The sequence below is a fragment of the Nostoc sp. C110 genome, assembly GCF_043099725.1.
GTDB classification, from domain to species: domain Bacteria; phylum Cyanobacteriota; class Cyanobacteriia; order Cyanobacteriales; family Nostocaceae; genus Nostoc; species Nostoc muscorum_A.
The window spans coordinates 3,940,590-3,962,017 of record NZ_CP171148.1 but is presented as its reverse complement, the minus strand read 5'-3'; the positions used below and the strand labels follow the sequence as shown (position 1 = coordinate 3,962,017).

General features: G+C 40.5%; 17 protein-coding genes and 1 pseudogene. 6 read left to right on the top strand and 12 right to left on the bottom strand.

Features of this window, described 5'->3' with window-relative positions; all coding sequences use genetic code 11:
* Positions 1 to 31 precede the first annotated feature (31 nt).
* Positions 32 to 634 (top strand): annotated as a pseudogene (locus ACFFRD_RS22395) (Uma2 family endonuclease).
* 188 nt (positions 635 to 822) lie between these two features.
* Here the strand turns inward: ACFFRD_RS22395 and ACFFRD_RS22390 are convergent.
* From ACFFRD_RS22390 to ACFFRD_RS22355, 8 genes are all read right to left on the bottom strand, one after another.
* Positions 823 to 1,695 (bottom strand): 6-carboxytetrahydropterin synthase, encoded by an 873-nt coding sequence (locus ACFFRD_RS22390; protein WP_392477502.1) that lies wholly within the window; start codon positions 1,693 to 1,695, stop codon positions 823 to 825.
* Positions 1,696 to 1,820: 125 nt separating this feature from the next.
* Entirely contained in the window at positions 1,821 to 2,522 is a 702-nt protein-coding gene (locus ACFFRD_RS22385; protein WP_392477501.1) for a J domain-containing protein, read from the bottom strand.
* A 15-nt stretch (positions 2,523 to 2,537) separates the two neighbouring features.
* A complete protein-coding gene (cysK, locus tag ACFFRD_RS22380) occupies positions 2,538 to 3,500 on the bottom strand; it encodes a cysteine synthase A (RefSeq protein WP_392477499.1) in 963 nt (320 codons plus the stop codon).
* A 124-nt stretch (positions 3,501 to 3,624) separates the two neighbouring features.
* Positions 3,625 to 4,788: a formate-dependent phosphoribosylglycinamide formyltransferase gene (gene purT, locus ACFFRD_RS22375; RefSeq protein WP_392477498.1), complete on the bottom strand. Its 1,164-nt coding sequence runs from the start codon at positions 4,786 to 4,788 to the stop codon at positions 3,625 to 3,627.
* 65 nt (positions 4,789 to 4,853) lie between these two features.
* Entirely contained in the window at positions 4,854 to 5,336 is a 483-nt protein-coding gene (locus ACFFRD_RS22370) for a pentapeptide repeat-containing protein (protein ID WP_114083754.1), read from the bottom strand.
* A gap of 103 nt (positions 5,337 to 5,439) precedes the next feature.
* Positions 5,440 to 7,209 (bottom strand): ABC transporter permease subunit, encoded by a 1,770-nt coding sequence (locus ACFFRD_RS22365; RefSeq protein ID WP_392477497.1) that lies wholly within the window; start codon positions 7,207 to 7,209, stop codon positions 5,440 to 5,442.
* Positions 7,210 to 7,253: 44 nt separating this feature from the next.
* Entirely contained in the window at positions 7,254 to 8,204 is a 951-nt protein-coding gene (locus ACFFRD_RS22360; RefSeq protein ID WP_179075646.1) for an ABC transporter ATP-binding protein, read from the bottom strand.
* A gap of 204 nt (positions 8,205 to 8,408) precedes the next feature.
* Positions 8,409 to 9,263 (bottom strand): mechanosensitive ion channel family protein, encoded by an 855-nt coding sequence (locus tag ACFFRD_RS22355; RefSeq protein WP_392477495.1) that lies wholly within the window; start codon positions 9,261 to 9,263, stop codon positions 8,409 to 8,411.
* Positions 9,264 to 9,512: 249 nt separating this feature from the next.
* Here ACFFRD_RS22355 and leuB point away from each other — a divergent pair, with 249 nt between their 5' ends.
* The 4 genes from leuB (at position 9,513) to accD (ending at position 13,466) form a co-directional block, all read left to right on the top strand.
* A complete protein-coding gene (gene leuB, locus ACFFRD_RS22350; RefSeq protein WP_392477493.1) occupies positions 9,513 to 10,601 on the top strand; it encodes a 3-isopropylmalate dehydrogenase in 1,089 nt (362 codons plus the stop codon).
* A gap of 90 nt (positions 10,602 to 10,691) precedes the next feature.
* Positions 10,692 to 10,952, top strand: coding sequence for a hypothetical protein (locus ACFFRD_RS22345; RefSeq protein WP_012409327.1), 261 nt, complete (start codon positions 10,692 to 10,694; stop codon positions 10,950 to 10,952).
* 144 nt (positions 10,953 to 11,096) lie between these two features.
* A complete protein-coding gene (locus ACFFRD_RS22340; RefSeq protein WP_392477491.1) occupies positions 11,097 to 11,987 on the top strand; it encodes a prepilin peptidase in 891 nt (296 codons plus the stop codon).
* Between the two features lie 528 nt (positions 11,988 to 12,515).
* On the top strand, positions 12,516 to 13,466 hold the full coding sequence (accD, locus tag ACFFRD_RS22335; protein WP_114083749.1) for an acetyl-CoA carboxylase, carboxyltransferase subunit beta: 951 nt from the start codon (positions 12,516 to 12,518) through the stop codon (positions 13,464 to 13,466).
* 116 nt (positions 13,467 to 13,582) lie between these two features.
* On the opposite strand, the gene ACFFRD_RS22330 is transcribed toward accD, so the two are convergent.
* Positions 13,583 to 15,004: an MFS transporter gene (locus ACFFRD_RS22330; RefSeq protein WP_392477488.1), complete on the bottom strand. Its 1,422-nt coding sequence runs from the start codon at positions 15,002 to 15,004 to the stop codon at positions 13,583 to 13,585.
* Between the two features lie 200 nt (positions 15,005 to 15,204).
* On the opposite strand from ACFFRD_RS22330, the gene ACFFRD_RS22325 reads away from it, so the two are divergent.
* Positions 15,205 to 16,425, top strand: coding sequence for an ABC transporter substrate-binding protein (locus ACFFRD_RS22325; protein ID WP_392483141.1), 1,221 nt, complete (start codon positions 15,205 to 15,207; stop codon positions 16,423 to 16,425).
* Positions 16,426 to 16,545: 120 nt separating this feature from the next.
* Here ACFFRD_RS22325 and ACFFRD_RS22320 read toward each other — a convergent pair whose 3' ends face one another.
* The 3 genes from ACFFRD_RS22320 to ACFFRD_RS22310 form a co-directional block, all read right to left on the bottom strand.
* Positions 16,546 to 17,793 (bottom strand): tetratricopeptide repeat protein, encoded by a 1,248-nt coding sequence (locus ACFFRD_RS22320; RefSeq protein WP_392477486.1) that lies wholly within the window; start codon positions 17,791 to 17,793, stop codon positions 16,546 to 16,548.
* Positions 17,794 to 17,950: 157 nt separating this feature from the next.
* Positions 17,951 to 18,868 (bottom strand): alpha/beta hydrolase, encoded by a 918-nt coding sequence (locus ACFFRD_RS22315; RefSeq protein WP_392477484.1) that lies wholly within the window; start codon positions 18,866 to 18,868, stop codon positions 17,951 to 17,953.
* Positions 18,869 to 18,951: 83 nt separating this feature from the next.
* On the bottom strand, positions 18,952 to 21,399 hold the full coding sequence (locus ACFFRD_RS22310) for an ATP-binding protein (RefSeq protein ID WP_392477482.1): 2,448 nt from the start codon (positions 21,397 to 21,399) through the stop codon (positions 18,952 to 18,954).
* Positions 21,400 to 21,428: the final 29 nt, after the last annotated feature.

Below are 21,428 nucleotides of genomic sequence, written 5' to 3'. Positions count from 1 at the left end.
ATATGATTTAAGAAAATGCTAGGGGGTTTCTATGCAAACAACTCCAGTGCGTTGGACGACAGATGACCTAGAGTTATTCGCTGGCGATTCTCGTTCCGAGACACTTCGTGAACGCAGAAATCGCTATGAGATTATTGATGGAGAACTATTTGTGACTAAATCACCTAGTTGGGATCATCAAGCAAGCTGTGTAAATATTGCTACAGTTCTTAAGATTTGGTCAGATGAAACTGGTTTAGGTAAAGCTGCGTAGGCGTAGCCCGTCGTAGACATCGCACCTGGAATCATTTTCTCAGATTCTGACAATGTGATCCCTGATGTGGTGTGGGCAAGTCATGAACGCTTAAAATACTTGCTAGATGAAGCTGGACACCTCACCGGCGCACCAGAGTTAGTAATAGAAGTTTTATCTCCCGGTGAAAAAAACGAGAAACGTGACAGGGAAACAAAGCTAAAGCTGTACTCAGTGCAAGGGGTTCAAGAATATTGGATTTGCGATTCTATACAGAAAAAAGTTGAGGTTTATCGACGTGAACAGGCTGCATTAAAGTTAGCAGCTACTTTATTTAGTCAAGATGAGTTGACAAGTCCTTTGTTACCAGGTTTCACCTGCTTAGTCAATAAACTTTTCTAGGCTTGCATTCTTTCGAATATCCTCTTTACTCTGTGTTCTCTGTGCCTCTGCGGTTAAATAAATAACTTTTAAACCGCAGAGAAGCGAAGAGAATAAAATAAATTTTAATAATCACTTTGAAAGGGCGATTTTTAATAATTCGTAATTCGTAATTATTAAAAATGTCCTATGCCTGGATTTGCAATTACCTAAACCTTTGCTAATACTGGCTGATTCACATCTGCGCTGACTGAATCTGATTCTGACTCCGTACAGTAAATTTCGCAGGAGTTATTAGGACTTTCAATCAGTTTCACTTTGTGAAGTTTAGCTCCCAATTCTTGAATGGGCGATCGCAATAAATTACTAATGTAAAGTGCGATATTCTCAGCAGTGGGCACAATTTCGGCAAAGTAGGGGATGTCTTTATTTAAAAAAGTGTGATCGAATGGTTCAACCACATAATCTTCTATGACTTGATTCAAACCCCCTAAATCGACAATCATGCCGGTGCGTGGGTCAATTTCCCCTTTGACGGTGACTTCTAGATGATAATTGTGTCCATGACCGTGGGGACGGGCGCACTTACCATAAATCTCAGTGTTTTCTTCGTTACTGAGATGAGGATGAGCTAGCCGATGGGCGGCGCTAAAGTGAGTACTGATAGTAAGGTATGCTTCCATTGCGTTTCCTATATAATCTGCCCAAAGTTCAGGATGTTCAAATAACTGCACACGCACTAAAGGCAAATGCGGTGCTAACCTCTGCCAGATAATCCGGGCAATATTCTCAGTAGTGGGCAGAGTTTGTTGAAATTCTGTCCACGCATCGTTGATATAAGAGAAATCCAGTTGACTGGTAACTTCTCGTTTGATTACGTGTTTGACATCAGACAAGTTCAGCACCATACCATACTTATCCAATTCCCCGGCAAGGGAGATAAATAAGACATAGTTATGTCCGTGTCCAGGAAATTTAGAGCAAGCACCAAATTTTTCAATATTCTCGGCTTCACTCAGTTCTGGCAACCAATAGCGATGACTTGCCGAAAACTGGGCGCGGCGATTCACAATACATTGCATGAGTACACTATGAGCAGAATTTAAAATTTCTTAATCTTTTTCTGTTTCCAGCATAAACTAATTTGTTTGTCAGTAGTCATTCGTCATTAGTCATTTGTTATTTGACCATGCCCAATGCCCAACGACTATATAACAGACGCTTGTGCCTCGCAATGTAATCTTGTCGCTATGCGGAATAGTTCTTGGCCTGTGTGTAAATAACGCTCATCGTAGCTCAAAGGAAAATAAGCCAACTCGTCAAGCCCATCTGCTACTTGATTGAGGCTGTAATAGAGGTTAGCCGCAGTTCCTGCTAAACTAGAGGGATTCGGCAGAGAGCGAAAAATAATTTGTGCCTGTTTGAGGTCATTTCGACAGGCTTGTAAGTATTCCTGAAATTCATCTAACAACTCATCATCAAAAGGATCGGCGGCTAATTGCTCTATTTGCTCCTCTAGAGAATAGAGAATACCATCAAGTAGATGATTGACTGGTTGATAAACTCGACGCAGCCATTCTTCAACTTGCTCGTCAGCTTCCCGTCCGGTTTTTCGTTTTGTCTGGTAATGCTTTTGCGCCGATGCTGTACGCTGTTGGCGATCGCTATTTAATTTTTGAGAATCATTTTGCAGTTGTTGGTCATAATTGCGGCGATTATGGTTATCACCTAAGATTTCATAAGCTGCATTGATGAGAATAATCTGATCGCGATCGGCTGTGTCCTGATTACTGTCAGGATGAAACAACTTAACCAAGCGGCGATAAGCTTGCTTAATCTCCGCAAGGCTTGCACTTGGACTAACTTTGAGAGTTTCGTAATGGTTAGAAACGTGCTTAGAATTGACCATTAATTCAATGTATCGTTAACCAACGCTAGCGGGCAACTTTGCCTCCAGGTCTTGGAACAACGGTGTACTCAAATACCTCTCACCAAAGCTGGGTTGAATCATCACAATTAAACGCCCTTTGTTTTCTTCACGTTGAGCAACGCGAATTGCTGCACATAAAGCGGCCCCACTGGAAATACCAGATAATAGCCCTTCTTCTTTTGCTAAACGCCGACTATAAGCGATCGCTTCGTCATCGGTGATGGTAATCACTTCATCTATCAATTTTATCTTGAGAACTTGGGGAATAAACCCAGCGCCAATTCCTTGGATTTTATGTGGCCCTGGCTGTCCCCCAGATAAAACTGGGCTATTGGCTGGTTCAACTGCGATCGCTTTAGAACTAGGTTTGCGTGCTTTAATCACTTCTGCTACCCCAGTGATCGTACCACCAGTGCCCACACCCGCCACAACTATATCTACTTGTCCATCAGTATCTTCCCAAATTTCAAGAGCTGTAGTTTCTCGATGCACTTTTGCATTAGCTGGATTGCGGAACTGCTGCAACATATAGGTATTTGGCGTACTATTAACTATTTGCTGCGCTCGTCTAATTGCCCCACTCATGCCTTCCATACCTGGCGTTAGTTCTAGTTCTGCTCCATAAGCCCGCAACATTGCCCGACGCTCCCCACTCATGGTTTCTGGCATTGTCAAAATTAATCGATAACCCTTAGCTGCTGCTATCATTGCTAGGGCAATTCCTGTATTTCCAGAGGTGGGTTCTACTAATATTGTCTTCTCAGGAGTAATCAGCCCCTCCTCTTCGGCGGCGTTAATCATACTCACCCCAATCCGGTCTTTGACTGATGCCGATGGGTTGAGACTTTCCAGTTTCACCAAAATTTCCGCAACACATCCTTCTGTTTGAGGAATGCGGTTCAACTGCACTAGGGGTGTACGACCAACAAGTTCTGTAATGTTACGAGCAATTCGCATAATTATAGTCCTTAGTCATTTGTCATTTGTCATTTGTCATTTGTCATTGGTCATTTGTCATTGCGTCGGAACTAGCTTCGGAAGCAGAGCATCACCTTTGATTTAGGCACTCATCAGATGATGATTAAATAATTGTGATTTTACTTGCGGCTTTAGTAGCTTTTTCTCTTGCCTCTTCGATATTCAGACCCTTGGCTAAAGCTACTCCCATTCGTCGATATGGATGAGCATTAGGTTTACCAAATAATCTAATATCGACATCTTTTTCTGACAAAGCATCGGCTACGCCTGTAAAACCAATAGAATCAGATTTTTCCGAAGCTAAAATTACCGCACTAGCTGAGGCTCCTAGCTGTTCTATATGAGGAATTGGCAAACCTAAAATGGCTCTTAGATGTAGTTCAAATTCATTGAGATTTTGTGAGATTAATGTCACCATTCCCGTATCGTGCGGTCTGGGAGAAAGTTCGGAAAAAATCACTTCATCTTTAGTAATGAAAAATTCAACGCCAAAAATTCCGGCTCCTCCTAAAGCATCAGTAACTTTTCTCGCTATTTCTTGAGATTTTAATATCTTATCTTCAGAAATTAGTGCGGGTTGCCACGATTCTTGATAATCTCCTCGTTCTTGGCGATGACCAATAGGAGGACAGAAAATAGTCGGTGCATTCCACTGTTTAATTGTTAATAATGTTATCTCGATTTCAAAATTAATAAATTCTTCTACGATTACCTTTTGACTGTCTCCTCTAGAATTTGCGATCGCATAATTCCATGCTTTCTCAACTTCACTCTTATCCCGCACTACAGACTGACCTTTACCAGAGGATGACATCACAGGTTTAACAACATTACTAAACCCAATTTCATCAGAAATTGTAATCAATTCTTCTAGGGTTGTTGCATAACCATATTTAGCCGTTCTGATGCCCAATTGTTGATGCGCCAGTTCCCTAATTCTATCGCGGTTCATTGTATAGTTAGTGGCAGCCGCAGTTGGTATAACTGTAATCCCTCGCTGCTCAAATTCGATCAGTTTTTCTGTTCTAATAGCTTCAATTTCTGGTATGATAATATCTGGCTGATGTTTTGTCACTACAGCTTCTAAATCATCAGCACTGAGCATAGAAATCACTTCAGATACATCAGCAACTTGCATAGCGGGAGCATTGGGATAGCGGTCAACGGCAATCACATAATTACCAAGACGTTGAGCCGCGATCGCCAATTCTTTCCCTAATTCTCCTGAACCTAGCAGCATCAATTTTTGGGGCAACTTAATATTCATCAACTTATCCAGACCAATCTCGATCCAATCATCTTATAATTTTTTGTGTTTCAATTAACGTCTTTTCAAGAGTTAAATCTAGCCCCGCGCAGTTGTAAATCTTGACGTTGTAGCAGAGTTAAACCAGTACCTAGACCCAGGTGACACTTATCTACTAGAGTCTCTAACCAAATAGTCTCATCCAAAGTTGCACCTCGCAAATCTGCATTTCTCAAATCGGCTTTCATTAAATTTGCAAATAAGAGGTCTGCATTGACTAAACTACTACCTTGTAGATTTGCTCCAGACAAATTGCCTCGGATGAAGTTTACATCATCTAAAATTAAGCCAGATAAATCTGCTCCTATTAGATTTGGAAATTTTAGCTGACTTGGATATTTAAAAAACCGCATCATACAGATGATATTTGCTTCATTTAGGCGGATTTTAGTTAAAAACTCATAACGACCAATTCCCAATTGCTTAAGAATTTGTAGACGCTGTAGGGGACTTTGTTCTAAAAACTGGATGGCTGTATGGCGTAGGTCTTGAGCCGGCAGATTTAGCATGATTGTCAGGTTATTACTATACTTGTGCTAATTAAAAGTTTAACCTTAATACAAGAACCCCGACTTCTTACAGAAATCGGGGTTCTCATGTATAAAATCTTACCTAGCGTCCTGCTAACAATGCTTTCGTAGCAGATTCACCTGCTAATCTCACCTGCTTTGTCAACTGGAAATTTAACAATGCTAAAACACTCAACTGAGCCAGGAATGCCATAAAAATTGTTGTCACCCCAGAATATTGGATCGCTGACCAAGGAAAGGTTGAAAACAGCCATACAGTAGGATGTTTCCACGCGGAGATGCCAAGAAATTCTAGAATCATCGGTGGTAAGAACGTTACCGTACCTATAGTACCTATTGCCCAGAAAGAACGTTTGGGAGTTTTCAGCAAAAGTATTAATTGGGCAATGGTAGCGTAAATCATGATTATGCTGATAGACAAAGCTACAAATGAAAGTGCTTTTAACCTGTTAAAATCGTCACCTGCCCCATTATGGCTATAGTCGGTATCGAAAATAGATGTAATTGAAATCCAGACTAGCAAAGGGATAGTAACAATTGCCAGATTAATAGCGATCGCTACAAGTACAGGGCTTTTTTCTGCCCAAATTAGATCCCGCCAAACACTCTTGCGGTTAGAAACTTCTTGATGTCGATATCTTGCCCAATCTTGTACATCTTGACGATGAGGGGAAAGAATGGCAATCAAACTCAAAAGTAACCCCAAGTTGTATATTGCCAGAAAAACTAAATTTTGCCCAACCTGTTCATAAAAGTTGGAATCATTGTTCCAAGATTGTAAGGTAAAGCCCCACATCATTACCTGGCAAAAAGCTACTAATACATAACTTTGCCCCTTGCTAATAATTGAGGCTTGAGGATTACGGAAAGAACGTTTTAGAGCTTGTAAGATTCCGTAACTGCACAAGCCCAAATTTAATAAATGAAAACCAACAATACTAATAACATTTGTCCCTAATGGTAAATAGAAAAACTCTAGGTTTTTCAGTTGAGAACCATTGTATACACGTAACAAGTTAGGAAACAGATAATTTATTGTATCCCAAGGAGCGAAAAGCCTTATCCAAGCAGTTGAATTATTTAAAATGTTGCTAGAAGACGATGATGCAAACCCCATTACTGTGAACAAGAAAAGTAATACTGCACCGCTACCTAACCAAGACTGAAAACCGCTAAATAAACGACTAATTAAACCAAATAGCAATGCGGCACTGTAGAAGAAAATACAGCTAGTGGCAAGAATTGCGTAGTAACTCAAAATGTAACTAAAGGCAATTTCAGCAGAACGTCCAGCCAACAGATGTAAAGGAACTGCAACTAAAATGACGAGATAAACTAAACTCGGAACTCCTAGTAATTTACCAGTTAATATACTAGTTTCTGATTGGGGGCTAAGACGGATGAAATTCAATGTACCGCGACTTTCTTCTTTGGCTAAATCGTTGATTAATAAATAAGTTCCTGCAACTAATAGTGTAAATACAAAAATTACACTCAAAGTCAGGAATATATATTCCCAATGATCTCGCCACCACAACTGCCAATCAATTTGATTTTGGGGACAAATATTCTTTGCGAGTAAATCATTTAAGTTAGGAATTTTATATTGATCTGATTGCTGGTAAATCTGGTTTTGTTGCCGTTGATATACTTGACTTAAACGACAATATGTGTTTGTTAGCGAGTATTGATCATCAGGAAACTCCCGTAACTGATATAAAAAAACTACCAGTTGCAGCAGTAAGGATGTTGCAACTGCGATCGCAACATTAAAAAATTTCAGCCTTCCTTTGAGTTCCCGCAATAGTTGCGGATTCCAATCGCCGATTTTGTCTATAAAATTGGGCATCATAAGAAAAAATTCTCCAAAAATGGGGAGTTATATTTGTTGGCAAATTAAGATGCTTGTTTGTGACCTAATTTTAAGAAAATAGTTTCTAAGTCTTCTTGTGTACAGTGAAAATCAGTCAGAGGAATATCTGCTTTGATCAGCGATCGCAACAACTCAGCACTATCTTCTTCTTTACCCGAAAAATTCACCCGCACGCTATTTTTTCCTGATATCACCTCCCACTCTTCTACTAAATGGTGATGTTTCAATTCCCTTAAAAGTGTCTCCAGGTTCCCTAAAGTGGATATCACAATTTGCTGGTGGGAAAGACGTTGGTAAAGTTGCTGTAGGGAAGTACTTTCTACCAAGAAGCCAAGTTCCATAATTCCCACAGATGTACACAGTTCCGCTAAATCACTGAGAACATGGGAAGAAATGATTACAGTCATCCCAGCTTCTTGCAAAGCCTTGATGATTTCGCGGAAGTGCATCCTGGCGATGGGGTCAAGCCCAGAAACAGGTTCATCTAGTAGTAGTAAAATCGGTTCGTGGATAATGGTTCGCGCTAAACTTAAGCGCTGTTTCATCCCCCGTGACAGAGTAGATATCTGGCTATTGCGTTTATTTCCAAGTTGGATGAGTTCTAAAACTTCATGTAAACGTTGAGTGCGGCGTGGTTCTCGTAAACGATAAAGACGCGCAAAATAATCTAGGTAATCCCAGACTGTCAAATCCTCATATAGTGGGTAGTCATCGGGTAAGTAGCCTAGACGACGCTTCAGTTTGGGATTACTCTTGTCACGGAGTAGGCGATCGCCATTAATATAAATCTCACCTGTAGTTGGTTCTTCAGCAGTTGCCAACATGCGGATGAGAGTTGTTTTACCCGCGCCATTGGGCCCAATCAGTCCATATACTTCCCCCGCCTGGATTTCTAAATCCACATCATTAACAGCAACGTGCCTGTCAAATTGCTTAGTTAGTCCACGGGTGCAAATTGCTAATTCTTTTACCATCGCTGCTGGGGTGCGGCTTGTGATTAACACTTAACGTAACCTCTTTCTACAATTTCTGTCAGCCTTGTTTCGGAAATTGAAACTGACTCTCAGGAAATTGGCTACATAAAAAAGTAGGTAAGGCTTATGCCCTACCTACTTATTAATTCTTATTCTGCTATTTAGAAAACTTTGCAAATGAAACCTTGACTTTTTGCTCCACTATCAAGTTATTTCTGATAGTGGTGGGATGACATTATTAATTGCATGAGCAGATGAACCGTTAACTGTATAACGGTATTCGGGAACTGGATATCCAGCTTCGTTAAAGGTTTCACGGATAGCTTTATTAGTGTCGAAATAAACCTGCCAGTAATGATCATTATTGCAATAAGGACGTACTGCTAGTACAGGCCCTGCAAAGTTGAAATCCTGAATTTCTACATCCGGCGCTGGATTTTCGAGGACATTAGGAATTTGGCTAATTTTCGCTTTTAAAAGTGCGATCGCTTCGTTATGTTTCACATCATGATGGATTTGAGCTACTAGATCAACCCGACGGTAAGGATTGGCGGAATAATTCTGGATATTGTCAGAAAAGATTTTATTATTGGCAACAATTGTCAATACATTATCAGGTGTATTAATACTAGTTGTGAACAGCCCAAGTTCTGTAACTGTTCCTGTGACACCTCCAGCTGCGATGAAATCACCAACTTTGAAGGGTCGAAAAACAATTAAAAATGCGCCTGCTGCAAAGTTTGCTAGTAGTCCTCCCCATGCTGCACCAATTGCAATGCCAGCTGCTGCTAACAATGCGGCAAAAGAAGTTGTTTCAACCCCAAAGAAGCCGAGAATTGCCACAATTAGAACAATTTTCAGCGTCACACCAATGATATTCAGAATATAGTTAATTAGTGTTGGGTCAATTTGTTGGCTTCGGAAAGCACGTCGTACTAGCTTCAATGCAAAATCAATCAAGCGTTGAGCAATCAGCCATATAAGAATTGCGCCTAAAACTTTAAGTCCAAACAGAGTTAACAGTTGAAGGGCAACTTGACCTATTTGATTAAAATTCATAAACCATTTTTGTGTTTGCGTTTATTAACATAAAAACATACAACTAATTTCAACAAAAAATTCCTATAGATAGTTTTTTTTAATTTTTAGATTCTATAGCTGAGTTTTTGAGAGAAGTTCTCATACTTGCTGAGTATCAAAATATTTGCCAGATTACTTCTCCGACTCAGAAATAAATTAACAACTCCATTGGTGCACTTGCTAGGTATGATATTTAATCTGTAAGCATTTACCTAGTAATAATTAGCTATGACCCAGAACTACCGCATAACTCTACTCCCCGGCGATGGCATTGGCCCTGAAATTATGGCAGTGGCGGTAGATGTGCTGAAAGTCGTAGGGAAGCAATTTGATCTGAAGTTTGAATTCCAAGAAGCACTTATTGGTGGTGCAGCAATTGATGCTACAGGCGAACCCTTACCATCTGCCACTCTAGAAACTTGTCGTAACAGTGATGCTGTATTACTTGCAGCAATTGGTGGTTATAAGTGGGATTCTCTGCCATCAAATTTACGCCCAGAAGCAGGTTTGTTAGGACTACGCGCAGGTTTGGGCTTATTTGCCAATTTGCGCCCAGCGAAAATTTTGCCCCAGCTAATCGATGCCTCAACTTTGAAACGCGAAGTTGTGGAAGGCGTGGATATTATGGTGGTGCGCGAACTCACTGGTGGGATTTACTTCGGTAAACCTAAAGGGATTTTTGCCACAGAAACGGGTGAAAAACGCGGTGTAAATACAATGGTTTACACCGAATCAGAAATTGAACGCATTGGGCGAGTGGCCTTTGAAGCTGCTAGAAAACGCGGCGGAAAACTGTGTTCGGTGGATAAGGCGAACGTATTAGAAGTATCTCAGTTGTGGCGCGATCGCATTACCCAACTTAGTACAGAATATCCAGATATCGAACTCTCTCATTTATATGTAGATAATGCTGCTATGCAGTTAGTACGCGCTCCCAAGCAGTTCGACACCATTGTTACAGGCAATTTGTTTGGCGATATTCTCTCTGATGCTGCTGCCATGCTTACCGGTAGTATTGGGATGTTACCCTCAGCGAGTTTAGGTGCTTCTGGACCTGGTGTGTTTGAACCAGTTCATGGTTCAGCCCCAGATATTGCTGGACAGGATAAAGCCAATCCTCTAGCACAGGTTTTGAGTGCGGCGATGATGCTACGCTACGCCTTAGACCAACCAAAAGCGGCAGATCATATCGAACAAGCTGTATTCCAAGTTTTAGAGCAAGGCGATCGCACTGGGGATATAATTTCTCCAGGAAAAAACCTCCTTGGTTGCCGTGCTATGGGAGACTCACTCATTAAGGCTCTTGAACAAAAATAATTTTAAAGTGCAACCTGGCCAATTTGGCAACCTTTGCTATAAGTTTCGGGTAGACTAAAGGGAAATCTAGCAATCAAATAACAGTCGATAGTGTACGCATTACGACAGAATCCAGTAAATTTCACCGCCCCAAAGAACCAATCGCCTTTGATTGATCCTGCTGTAATCAGAGCTGCTGGGCAGATATACTATACTCACTGTGAAGTTCATCCCGAAATCGCTGGGCAACCTTCCGGTGTAGCAATTAATCGTGTTAATCATCGAGGTAAGGTTATTTTTACTAACCAACCAGTTCTTTTACCTCAAGAGTGTTTTGTACCCTTAAGTCAAATTGAATCACACATCTATTAGTCATTGGTCATTAGTTATTAGTCATTAGTCATTGGTCATTAGTCATTGGTCATTAGTCATTAGTTCTCGACAAAGGACTAATGACAAAAGACAAAAGATAAACGACAAATGACACAGAACTAATGACAAAGGACTAATGATTGTATGGACATTTTGTTCGCTATTTCAGCGAGTGTAATGGTCTTTGCTTTGGGTGCATCTATTGGTAGTTTTCTCAACGTTATTGTTTATCGGCTACCTGCTGGGTTGTCAATTCTTTGGCCGCCTTCTCGTTGTCCTAAATGCTTAAACCAGCTAAAAGCTTACGACAATGTACCAGTTTTCGGCTGGATTTCATTAAGAGGGCGGTGTCGATATTGCAAAAGCAAAATTTCTGTCCGTTATCCCGTGGTAGAAGGGGTGACGGGCATAATTTTTTTGCTGGTTTTTTTAGTCTTTCAAGTTTCGACTTTCACAATCGGCTATTGGGCTTTTTGTAGTTGGTTATTAGCACTATCGCTGATTGACCTGGATACAATGACCTTACCTAATCCACTTACTCAGTCGGGTTTAGTGGCAGGAATTTTATTCCAAATGGTGGTTGGTTATCTACCAGAAGGAAGTTCTGTCGCATTAGTAAATCACCTTATGATGGCCATAGTAGGTGCAGTGTTGGGCTTATGGCTATTTGATGCGATCGCCCTATTGGGTTCAATTGCCTTTGGGAAAACTGCAATGGGCGCGGGTGATGCCAAGTTAGCAGCCATGATGGGAGCCTGGTTAGGCTGGAAATATTTGCTCTTAGCTAGTTTTATTGCCTGTGCGCTGGGAGCCTTAATTGGCAGTGGTCTTATTATGCATAAACGGATACTCTTAGGTCGAAGCAAGCTACGCGCAGCGTCTGGTAGAGGAGCCGCTAATGAAGAGACATTGACACACAGGTTAGGACAAAAGATGCCTTTTGGCCCTTTTCTCGCTTTAGGATCTCTGATTACCCTGTTTAGTGGCGAAGCAATTTTGTCTACCTATCTGCGGTTATTTTTTCCAGCGTCTTGAATTGCAGTCGCGAGTATGGAGAGAAGGAGGATAAGGGGAGTAACCCATATCGAATGCCCTTTCATAAGAAAAATTTATAATTCGTGACTGTAACCAACATTACCCCATCGCCCCTTCATATTTTGATAATATTCTGCTTGTGACTTGTATTACCCTCTTGATGACGATTAACCGTTAGCAAGCACAACTATTGCAACAGATGCCGATCGTTCATAACCTAGCAATACGAATCACTGATTTGGGTGGGAGAGGGAGAGCATCTTATTTGGAGGTTGGTATTCTCATGGCTTTGTCAGTACGTCAATATAATTAAGTCTGCTGAAAATAAAGAGCAGGAGACTTGTATTGGTATAAGTATTTTCGTTAAGCTGGCAACCAAAGATGAAAATTAAGGTCTGAATTGCTTAAAAGCGTAGTTTGACGATGTAGTAATTAGTCATTAGTAAAAAAAAATGACTCGTGACTAAGGACAACCCAATACGGTTTGACATGTTTTCGACCTCATACCCACTTAAAATAAAATAAAAAATGGCTAACAACGAAGAATCACGTGGTTTAAAGTCTCTATTTGATTGGTTTGCAAATCGACGGAAATCAGGATCTACCAGCCTTGAACGACAAGAACGTGAAATTGCTGATGGTTTATGGCATAAATGTTCTAAGTGCAGTGTCTTGGCATATACAAAAGACCTGAAAGCTAATCAGATGGTTTGTGCCGAATGCGGTCATCACAATCGGGTAGACAGCGATGAGCGCATTCGCCAATTGATAGATAATAATACCTGGAAACCTCTAGACGAGCATTTGCGTCCAACTGATCCGCTAGAATTTCGCGATCGCAAACTCTACAGCGATCGCCTGCGGGAAACACAAGATAAAATTGGCTTAATAGACGCAGTTCACACTGGTTTAGGTCAAATCAATGGTTTGCCCATTGCCCTTGGGGTTATGGATTTCCGTTTTATGGGTGGTAGTATGGGTTCGGTTGTGGGAGAAAAACTCACCCGGATGATTGAGCAAGCCACTCAACGGCGGTATCCTGTAGTGATCGTTTGCACCTCCGGCGGCGCGAGAATGCAAGAAGGAATGCTTTCTCTGATGCAGATGGCGAAAATCTCCGCAGCCCTACAACGTCATAAAGACGCGCGACTATTATATATTCCCGTTTTGACCAATCCCACAACAGGCGGCGTTACCGCAAGTTTTGCAATGTTGGGCGATATTATTTTGGCAGAACCCAAGGCAACCATTGGTTTTGCCGGTCGGCGAGTGATTGAGCAAACCCTACGAGAAAAACTCCCCGAAAATTTTCAGACTGCTGAAGATTTGCTCCAGCATGGTTTTGTTGATGATATCGTACCCCGTACTCAATTAAAGACCACCCTAGCCCAGCTGATTGCTCTACACCAGCCTGTACTAACACCACCTCACATGGTGTTGTGGGAAACAATGTCCTTAACTTCTACCGCCGCAGAATAGAATATGGGGAATGGGGAATGGGGAATGGGGAATTGGGCATTGGTTATTAATTCTTCTCCCCTGCTCCCCTGCTTCCCCTGCCTCCCCTGCTCCCCTGCCCCCTGCCCCCTGCTCCCTTATCCTCTCATCGGCTCTTTGACAAAAACGAGTGGAACAAGTGCTGCTAGTCGAAATAGACTAGAGAGGGCAAACAACCCTAGCAAGCCTCCAAACTGAGCAAATTGGACGATGAAGCTGCCTATAGTTGCGCCTAAAGCACCACTCCCTCCAGCAACGGCAGCTGCGATCGCAAAATAGATAGACTGATTTTTAATTGGTGCGATCGCCAATTGTATATTGTTGCTGCACAAGTCAATCGCCGCCCAAGTACCTCCAGCCAAGATGTGTAACAGAGGTAGCCACAACCAAATATCACAGCGATTAGCACCAATCCCTAGCCATAGTAGTGGCGTAGCTGCAACCAAAATGCCAATACAGATGAGGATGGGACGATTGCCTATCTTGTCTGCTAATTTTCCCCACAAAATAAGCATTAGCAAAGTCGCCCCCGCCTGAAGGCTATTGTAGATAGTCACATAACTCACATCTAAATCCAGCGTGTCCAGCATATAGAGGTTAAAAAAAGGAGCGCTGAGGTTAACAGCAAGATTCCAGAAGCTGAAATACAGCAAAAATCTTAAAAAGTTAGAGTTTTTCCAAACACTATTAATTAATTGGTTTTGTAATGGATGAATTGATTGAGCGACTTCAGAAGATTCATCTTTTGCAACCTCTGGCTGAATCTCACTTGTTTGAGTTAACTTGTTATAATAAGTATTTTGCGATCTGGGATTCATATCCACTTGGAAATACTGACACCCCAATCCCGCAATTCCTAAAACAATGCTTATTAGCAGAATCACCCCATAGCCTTGCAGTGTTCCACCATACCAATGTGATACAGCTAGACCAGCCATTGGTACGCAAACCAAATTAGTGAGGTTAGCAGCACTATTGCGTGTCCCAAAATACCTGCCTCGCAATCGTCGGGGAACTATCATTGCAACCCAACTTAGCCACGATGCGGTTCCTAGTCCTCCCAAAAGATTGCTGAATAGGACAATCAAAAGTGTCAATATCACTAATTGGTGAGTATTGATCGCTCCCAAACTTACGCCTACAATACCAATTACTAGAGCCAGCCATAGCAGCCGACCAATTCCGTGTGTCCGAAGAGAATATTGAAAGCGGCTCGTGCTACGTTCAGACAAGTAAGCACCCAACGGCTGAATCAGATTGACCAACATGGGGATAGAGCAAAGCATCCCAAAAACTACTGGACTAGCACCCAATTCCACCAAGAAATTGCTAAGTAAAATCCCGCCAGTTCCAAGAGAGTAAACCGCCGCTAAGACAGAATCCGCAGTGGAAGCTTTTAAACTTGTGCGAATCGCATCCTTGGGAATTCGAGAGGTTGGAGAAAGTGCTGTTGGTGGTAAAGAAATCTGGGGAATTTCCAGAGTCAGTGGCGTAGTTGTTTCAACCTGAACAAAATCCATAATGTATGTTTATGAGTAAAGCATCCTGATATAAATCCGGTTGTCGAAGAACTCAGTATGCTTTTATTAGCATTTTTAATAAGTTTTCGTTATTCTAGCTTGCAATTTTCAACAAAAATTTTGGATAAGTAAATATCACTCCTTAGTAACAGAAGGTACAAGTGATCAAACAAAGATTGTTTAATTTTTTGGCATTGGTAATGGCGATCGCGATCGCTATTATTGCTTGTCAAAGTCTACAATTACCAAGCAAACCGTTGGCATCTAACGCAGTTAGTATCAAACTTAGTGGTTGGGGAGGTTCTCCTGTTGAGCAAAAACTCTTGAGACAGGTATTGCGAGAGTTTGAGGTACAACATCCAACTATTAAGGTCAAATATGAGGTAATTTCCGACCAATACATGGATGTAATCAAAACTCGTTTAGTTGGGGAAGCAGCACCAGATGTCTTTTATCTCGATGCGCTAGAAGCTCCTTTCTTGATGAGTCAGAATGTCCTAGAACCATTAGAAAGTTACATTACCCCCGAATTTGACCTAACGGATTTTGAAGATACCCTACTCGATAGTTTCAAATATCAAAATCATATTTATGGTCTTCCCAAAGACTATTCCACCCTTGCCCTGTTTTATAACAAAAAAGCATTCGCCGCCGCAGGGTTGAGTAGTCCGCCAGCTACTTGGGATGAATTACGTAACTACTCGAAACAATTGACAGGTAAACTTAACAAATACGGCTTTGGGGAAATTCCTGAATTGGCGCGTCAGGCTTATAAAATTAAAGCCTTTGATGGGCAACTCGTTAATCAAAATGGTTATGCTACCTTTGCGAGTGAGGCAGGTTTAAAAGGTTTAGAGTTAGTAATAGACCAGTATCAAAAAGACCGTTCCTCTGCCCAAAAATCTGATGTAGGGACAAACTCAGGTAGTGAAATGTTTGGTCAGAGTAAAGTGGCAATGGTGATTGAGGGTAATTGGGCAATTCCTTATTTAACTGAAACCTTTCCTCAAGTAGAGTTTGCTACCGCACCAGTGCCTACGATTAATGGCAAAAAAGGTACGATGGTTTTTACAGTTGCCTACGTGATGAATAATCTTGCACAGCACAAAGCCGAAGCCTGGGAGTTGATTTCTTATCTCACGGGTAAAGAAGGAATGCAGAAGTGGACAGGAACAGGGTTTGCTTTGCCAACACGTAAATCAGTGGCAAAGAATTTGGGTTATGACCAAGACGCACTGCGATCGCCATTAGTGGCGGGAGTGGATTATGCTACACCGTGGCAGGTGGGGAAATATCCAGGTGCGATCGTCAATAACTTTGAGAACCAGTTTGTCAGCGCCTTGTTGGGGCAACAACCATTAAAGCAAGCGATGGTGAAGGCACAGAATGAAGCTAATCAGCAAATTAAGGCGATGGATTGACTGAAAATCAATGCCTTGTGAGGATGTCTTATGTTTGCTTCGGTTAGTAGTTCTATCAGAATATAGGCACGAGAGCGATCGCTAACTTCCAGTGGCAAAGTATCGCATTGTATCCTTTTTTTATGGATCTTTTTTTTGCAGTTCCATCAGCAGATAGGTGTTTAACTGGTAGCAGCGTTGGAGTGAGGCAACGTAAGCAGCGCGTAGTTCTTCGTTAGTTATTTTGGCGCGTAAATCTTCAAATATTTGAATAGCTGCTTGAATATGTGTTTGGGCTGGTTGTAAATTACCCCGACTGTATTCTAGAAAAGCTATATGAAAGAGCATTTTGGCTTCTTCTTCCCTGTCCCCAACTGCCCGGAGTATTGTTAAAGCTTGGTTGTAGTATTTGAGTCCTTCTTGCTTTTCTCCTAAAAAGTAGTTGTAGACAGCGCCAATATTACTGAGGATAGTAGCTTCCCTTCTTCTCTCGCCCACTGCACGGAGTATGGGTAAAGCTTGGTTGTAATATTTGAGCGCTTCTTGCGTTTCTCCTAATAAGCCGTAGAGAAAGCCAATATCGTTGAGGGTGCGGGCTTCCAGTTTTCTGTCCCCCACAGCACGGCTTATGGGTAAAGCTTGCTTGAGGTATTTGAGCGCTTCTTGCTTTTCTCCTAAATCAGAGTAGACAATGCCAATATTGATGAGGGTGCTGGCTTCTTCTCCTCTGTCCCCCACAGCGCGGCTTATGGGTAAAGCTTGGTTGTAGTATTTGAGTGCTTCTTGCTCTTCTCCTAAATTGTCGTAGGCTTTGCCAATATAGGCGAGGGTGACGGCTTCCACTTTTCTGTCTCCCACAGCGCGGCTTATGGGTAAAGCTTGGTTGAAGAATTTGAGCGCTTCTTGGTTTTTTTTTAATGAGTTGTAGACTTTGCCAATATTATTGAGGGTGGTGGCTTCCATTCCCTTGTCCTCCACTGCACGGAGTATTGGTAAAGCTTGGTTGTAGTATTTGAGCGCTTCTGGCTTTTCTCCTAAATCGTCGTAGACTAAGGCAATATTGTTGAGGGTTTCGGCTTCCCAGCGTTTATCACCAACTTGTTGCCAAAGCTTTAGCGCTTCTTGGTATTTTGCGATCGCTTGTGGCAATGATTCTGCTGTCCCTTGTTGATAAAGTTTCAATCCCTCTTGAAAAACACGTTCAGCAGCAGCATGAGTGGCATTTTGTTGAGTGCTTCCTGCGCGCTGTGCTATCTGCAACCCTATGTTTCTTGGTGTCGCCTCCACAGCATCAGCAAGCATTACCGTACTCAGCAACAAAGTTAAACTGTAGCGGGTCACTTTTGGTAGAAACCACCAGCAAATCCCCTGATTATTTGCATTCTCCATGATTTATCAGTCTCAATAAGTGATTATTTACAGGCTATTCCGTCGGTATCAATTCCGATTATGTTCACACATGCCTCATCTCGAAGAGATAAAGATTCTTGCAAGACTTGGACGAATTTTTGAATCGTGTCGAAGGTAATCCCGATGGATCTATTTCTTACTCTTGAGACTCTACCTTTTGGATAAACTTCTGAATCGCTTGTAAATACGAGTTACTTCCAGGTTGATAAATTTGGACATGTTTTCCTTTGGGAATTAATAAAAGTTGTTTGGGTTCAGGGGCAGCATCATATAACTGTTGACTCATGTAGGATGGAACAATGCTGTCATCAGTTCCATGAATAAATAAAACGGGAAGACGTAGAGAACGAACTTTAGAAATAGAATCAAACTTTTGTGTTAGCAGCAACTCGATGGGAAACATCCGTAACCAATCTCTATATTTGATTTGCTCTGCCATTGATGTAAAGGAGCTTTGCACAATTAATGCGCTAGCTTCTGGATGTTTTACTGCCAAATTTATAGCAACTGCTCCCCCCATTGATTCGCCGTAAATGACAATTCTATTAGGAGGTATTTGTTGTATTTTTACTAAATAATTCCAGGCTATTTGACTATCTTGATAAAGCTGAGACTCACTAGGAAAATTCCCTTTGCTACTACCATAACCTCGGTAGTCAATCACTAATACAGAAAACCCCAACTGTCGCATTGCTTGAAGTCTGCCTATATAATTGTAGTAACCTTTATTATTAGCAGCACCACAAAAGTATAAAAATGTTTTAGGTGATTTTAAAATTTTTACAGGCTCATTTGGAATTAAAGAAACTTTCTCTTTTGGTAATGGTGCTGGAATCCACCAGCCATCTATATATTCATTAGAGCCGGTAATAGGTAAACGCACATCTTTGTAAGGAAGAAAAAATTCGGGCGAACTAGGTAGCGTTAAGATTTGTGGAGTGGGGCTAAATATCAAATAACGCTGCCGAACAAACAAAAATAGACAACTTGAAATGTAGGCGATCGCCACAACTCCGATGCTTCTTAGTAGCAGTTTTTTAGTAAAATATCGCATATTCCTAAAGTTATTTTTCCAACACTACCAAAAGAGCGATGTCTACGACGGGCTACGCCTACGCCATTTTTATTGAGCTATTGCTAATACAAAGCCCATTCTAATTTCAGAGTTTCTAGCTTAGGATTCTTTACACTCATTCTTTTACACTCTTCGATAAATTCCTTGACTTGTTCTTGGTTAAGACTTAAACCACCATCTTGCAGATTATTGATATAAGTAATCACATCTGAAGTTGTTAAAGCTGAACTTATTTCTTCTAGAAGAATAGCATTTCTAACTTCTCGACAAACTAACTCAATATCTGATGACGTAAACTTCATACTTTTCTCTGCCAGCATTTCAAAGTTAACTAACTGATTCATATCAATTTTTGACAGGTAGTGTATGAATAGTTCTATTCTTTCTGTTTGAGATGGTGGAAAGATAGGAATCTTCCAATCCAATCTACCAGAACGTTTCAAAGCACTATCTATACCACTCAAATAATTAGTGGCAGCTATTACAATCACATCACTATTTTGAAGATTATTTAGTTCTATGAGTAATTGATTAATAGTTGCTTTTTGGTCTGTATGGGCGTTGTCTTCGTTACGATTAAACCCAATACTGTCTAACTCATCAATAAATAAAACTGAAGGAGCTTTTTTCTTAGCTTGAGCAAAGATATCTCGAATATTTTTTTGACTTTGACCTATCCAAACACTGACAATATCAGCAGGAGAGAATTTAAAGAAATATCTGCCAGACTCATTAGCAAAAGCATTTGCTAGTAGAGTTTTACCGCATCCAGGTAATCCATAGAAAAGAATTCCACCAATTGAACCCTTGTGTCCCTTAGATTGCAGCTTGAGAAGTTTATCTAGTTTGTCTTTTTCTTCATTTAGTCCTTTTACTTGGCTAAAGTCCAGCTTAAATTCTTTAACGCGGTTAGTAACTGGATATGCCTGTAATAAACTAGGTTTTTTAACCCCATACTCAAAAGATGGATATTCAATAGAATCAAATGATACTGGGACTAATTGGTGTTTTTCATAATCAGGAGCCATGATTACAACCTGGAAGCGATCGCCATAATATCCAGATAACTTATATTCTAAGATTTCCTTAGCTTTTTTTAGTTGGTAATAATTACGGGCAATCTCAAAACCGGGAATTACCAACCAAAGACTTTCTAGCTTATTTGGCCATACTTTTGATTTCCTCAAAACTCTTTTAAGAGTATCTAAAAATAGATTGTTATCCTGAAATTCTTGGTATTTGAGAGTTTCTATCTCAACTACTACCTGATTTTTTACATAAACTTCTATAATTTCGCTTTGATACTCTCCATCATCATCTGATGTATCTTCATCTGATGTTTCCTCATCCCTAGAAGTCAACTCAACTTCACAGCCAATATTAGACAATTCATATCCTAGACTTTCTAAGGTTTTAATAGCAAAATACTTAAGATAGATATATTCTTTACTTTCTTGTTGCCACTTCAGACTGTAAAAATGTTCGGGTTTTATCTTCAATAATAACTGTGATTCAGCCTGTATTTGAGCTTTTTGCAAATCTACAAAATAATCTCGCAAAGATGCATCATCTTCCTCTATTTGATAATATGGAAGTTCTAGCAACAGACGAAAATGAGCATATACTTCTTCTTTATGCTCAAGAGAGGCTTCATTTGGGTACTTACATCTGAGAGTAAAAGTAAAAGGAATTTTACTGGCAACTCTATCTACCAAGTATCCTAAAGCATCTTCTTGCTGAAGAGCTTGGATTTCTAATACTGATGGACAATGAAATAAAATAAAAAACTGTTCAGAATTATATTTATTGGCAGATAGAGATATCTGTTCAAACTGCTGATCAAATTTTTCCGAATCAAGCAACTCTAAACCAGTATTGCCAAGTATAATACTAGTCATAGTTGAGCGATGAAACTGAAAAATATTAGCATCAGAAATGGAACTCTCCTGTTCATCGTCACAATCTTTATCTGAGGCAAGACTTGTAGGAATTTTTCTAGTAGCAGATTTTGGAGTAGTAGTATATCCTCCGTATTGATATTTTCTAATTAATTCATAATTAAAGATTTTGACAACAATATCAGAGAAGAAATCTTCTATTTGTGGAATCAAAAAAATACCTACTGGCTGGTGAGAATCTAAACATGCTTGAAATCGTTCATATTCTTGTTCCGAGCCAAAATCAAATAAGTAGTAGAAAAAATCATGTTTGACTGAGATTGCCTCTTGTAGTTTGACTGAAATTGATTCAGATTCAGCTACTTTATTGATTACTTCTACACCTTTAATAGAAATAGCAATTTTTGTGTCTAGCGGAATATACAAATCCAAGCAAGGATTTGCACAAAGTCCCAATTCACCAAGAGCAGTATTAAAATTATCTATAAATGATTGACTTCTACGCTGGTAGCCAAACTGTTCTATGATAGTTTTTACCCGTAGACTTTTTTGAGTTTTATCAGTTCTCTGAAGTTCACTTTTAATCGAACGTAAGTAGGCTGTATATGACATTTTGTGTCCTCTTGCTTGAGTCGGGTTAA

What these genes read in the sequence shown, in the direction of transcription:
- ACFFRD_RS22390 (WP_392477502.1), bottom strand. Translation starts at nt 1,695, where the DNA reads ATGCAATGTATTGTGAATCGCCGCGCCCAGTTTTCGGCAAGTCATCGC.
- ACFFRD_RS22385 (WP_392477501.1), bottom strand. Translation starts at nt 2,522, where the DNA reads ATGGTCAATTCTAAGCACGTTTCTAACCATTACGAAACTCTCAAAGTT.
- cysK (WP_392477499.1), bottom strand. Translation starts at nt 3,500, where the DNA reads ATGCGAATTGCTCGTAACATTACAGAACTTGTTGGTCGTACACCCCTA.
- purT (WP_392477498.1), bottom strand. Translation starts at nt 4,788, where the DNA reads ATGAATATTAAGTTGCCCCAAAAATTGATGCTGCTAGGTTCAGGAGAA.
- ACFFRD_RS22370 (WP_114083754.1), bottom strand. Translation starts at nt 5,336, where the DNA reads ATGCTAAATCTGCCGGCTCAAGACCTACGCCATACAGCCATCCAGTTT.
- ACFFRD_RS22365 (WP_392477497.1), bottom strand. Translation starts at nt 7,209, where the DNA reads ATGATGCCCAATTTTATAGACAAAATCGGCGATTGGAATCCGCAACTA.
- ACFFRD_RS22360 (WP_179075646.1), bottom strand. Translation starts at nt 8,204, where the DNA reads ATGGTAAAAGAATTAGCAATTTGCACCCGTGGACTAACTAAGCAATTT.
- ACFFRD_RS22355 (WP_392477495.1), bottom strand. Translation starts at nt 9,263, where the DNA reads ATGAATTTTAATCAAATAGGTCAAGTTGCCCTTCAACTGTTAACTCTG.
- leuB (WP_392477493.1), top strand. Translation starts at nt 9,513, where the DNA reads ATGACCCAGAACTACCGCATAACTCTACTCCCCGGCGATGGCATTGGC.
- ACFFRD_RS22340 (WP_392477491.1), top strand. Translation starts at nt 11,097, where the DNA reads ATGGACATTTTGTTCGCTATTTCAGCGAGTGTAATGGTCTTTGCTTTG.
- accD (WP_114083749.1), top strand. Translation starts at nt 12,516, where the DNA reads ATGGCTAACAACGAAGAATCACGTGGTTTAAAGTCTCTATTTGATTGG.
- ACFFRD_RS22330 (WP_392477488.1), bottom strand. Translation starts at nt 15,004, where the DNA reads ATGGATTTTGTTCAGGTTGAAACAACTACGCCACTGACTCTGGAAATT.
- ACFFRD_RS22325 (WP_392483141.1), top strand. Translation starts at nt 15,205, where the DNA reads ATGGCGATCGCGATCGCTATTATTGCTTGTCAAAGTCTACAATTACCA.
- ACFFRD_RS22320 (WP_392477486.1), bottom strand. Translation starts at nt 17,793, where the DNA reads ATGGAGAATGCAAATAATCAGGGGATTTGCTGGTGGTTTCTACCAAAA.
- ACFFRD_RS22315 (WP_392477484.1), bottom strand. Translation starts at nt 18,868, where the DNA reads ATGCGATATTTTACTAAAAAACTGCTACTAAGAAGCATCGGAGTTGTG.
- ACFFRD_RS22310 (WP_392477482.1), bottom strand. Translation starts at nt 21,399, where the DNA reads ATGTCATATACAGCCTACTTACGTTCGATTAAAAGTGAACTTCAGAGA.